At 71.4% G+C, this 1,547-nt stretch carries 1 protein-coding gene; it reads left to right on the forward strand.

Annotated features, from left to right (window positions below; all coding sequences use genetic code 11):
• Positions 1–68 precede the first annotated feature (68 nt).
• A partial coding sequence (locus EES42_RS43090; RefSeq protein ID WP_206433954.1) for a polyketide synthase dehydratase domain-containing protein occupies positions 69–1,547 on the forward strand: 1,479 nt, incomplete at its 3' end.

The following is a 1,547-nucleotide window of genomic DNA, read 5'->3' on the forward strand; positions in this document are numbered from 1 at the left end:
CTGAACTCCATGTACGCGGCAGGGCAGTTGACTGGACCGCGTACTACGCCGGCACCGGCGCCCGTCGCGTGGACCTGCCCACCTACGCCTTCCAGCATGAGCAGTTCTGGCTGGTGTCGTCGCCTGTGGGGTTGAGTGATGCGCGGGCGCTGGGGCAGAGCGCGGGGGAGCACCCGTTGCTGGGTGCGAAGGTGGTGCCGGCTCAGGGGGACGAGTTCCTGTTCACGAGTCGGTTGTCGGTGGACTCGCATGCGTGGCTGGCCGATCACGTGGTGATGGGCTCGGTGCTGCTGCCGGGTACGGCGTTCGTGGACATGGCGCTCCACGTGGGAGAAGCCGTCGGCTGCGGGGTGCTGGGTGATCTGACGCTCCAGGCGCCGCTGGTGCTCCCTGAGCACGGCGCGGTGGCCGTGCAGGTGGCCGTGGGCGCTGTCGAGAGTGACGGAAGCCGTGTGTTGACGGTGCATTCGCGGCCGGCGGAGGACGCCGAAGCGGAGTGGACGCAGCACGCGGTCGGAACGCTGTCCGCAGGACCGGTGGCCGCGAGTGAGGCGCTGGAACAGTGGCCGCCGCGCGACGCGGTCGCCGTCGAGGTGACGGGTCTGTACAACGACCTTGCGGATCTGGGCCTCGGATACGGCCCGGTGTTCCAGGGGCTTCGGGCCGCCTGGCGGAAGGGCGACGACGTGTACGCCGAAGTGGCTCTCCCTGAAGGGGTGGATGCCACCGGGTTCGGCGTGCACCCGGCGCTGCTCGACGCCGCGCTCCACGCCCTGGGTCTGCCGGGTGGCGTCGACGCCGGCGCGGAGGCCGGTGCGGCGGGGCTGCCGTTCGCGTGGGGCGGGGTCACGGTCTCGGCTGTGGGTGCGACGGTCCTGCGGGTCCGGATCAGCCCTGCGGGCTCCGGTGTGTCCCTGACCGTGGCCGACGGTGCCGGTGCCCCGGTCGCCCACGTCGATTCGCTCGCGCTGCGTGCGGTGTCGCAGGAGCAGGTCGCCTTGGCCGGCCACAGCGCAACCCGCGACGCCCTGTTCCAGGTGGACTGGGTCGGGCACGCGGTGACGGAGGAGCGGGTCGAGGCGCGCTGGGCCGTGCTCGGCGACGCGGTTGTCGTGCCGGGTGTGCGCTACGCCGATCTGGAGGCGCTCGCCGCCGCACTCGGTGCAGGCGAGTCGGTGCCGGGCGTGGTGGCGGTGTCGTTCGCCGGTTCCGGAACCGGTACGGGTACGGCTACGGGTGTGGGCACGGTCGACGGCATCGGTCGCGCCGGTGACGTCGTTGCCCGTACGCATGAAGTAGCCGGTCGTGCACTGGAGTTGTTGCGGGGCTGGCTGGCGGATGAGCAGTTCGGACAGTCGCGGCTGGTGGTCGTGACCCGTGGTGCGGTGGCTTGCGGTGAGGCCGAGGTGCCGGATCCGGTGCAAGCGGCGGTGTGGGGTCTGCTGCGTACGGCGCAGTCGGAGAACCCCGACCGTTTCGTCCTCGCCGATCTCGACCCGGCACTGGCCGAAGGCATGGCCGGAGACTTGACCGTTGACCTCGACGGC

Origin of the sequence: Streptomyces sp. ADI95-17, from assembly GCF_003846175.1 — a bacterium.
GTDB classification, from domain to species: Bacteria; Actinomycetota; Actinomycetes; order Streptomycetales; family Streptomycetaceae; genus Streptomyces; species Streptomyces sanglieri.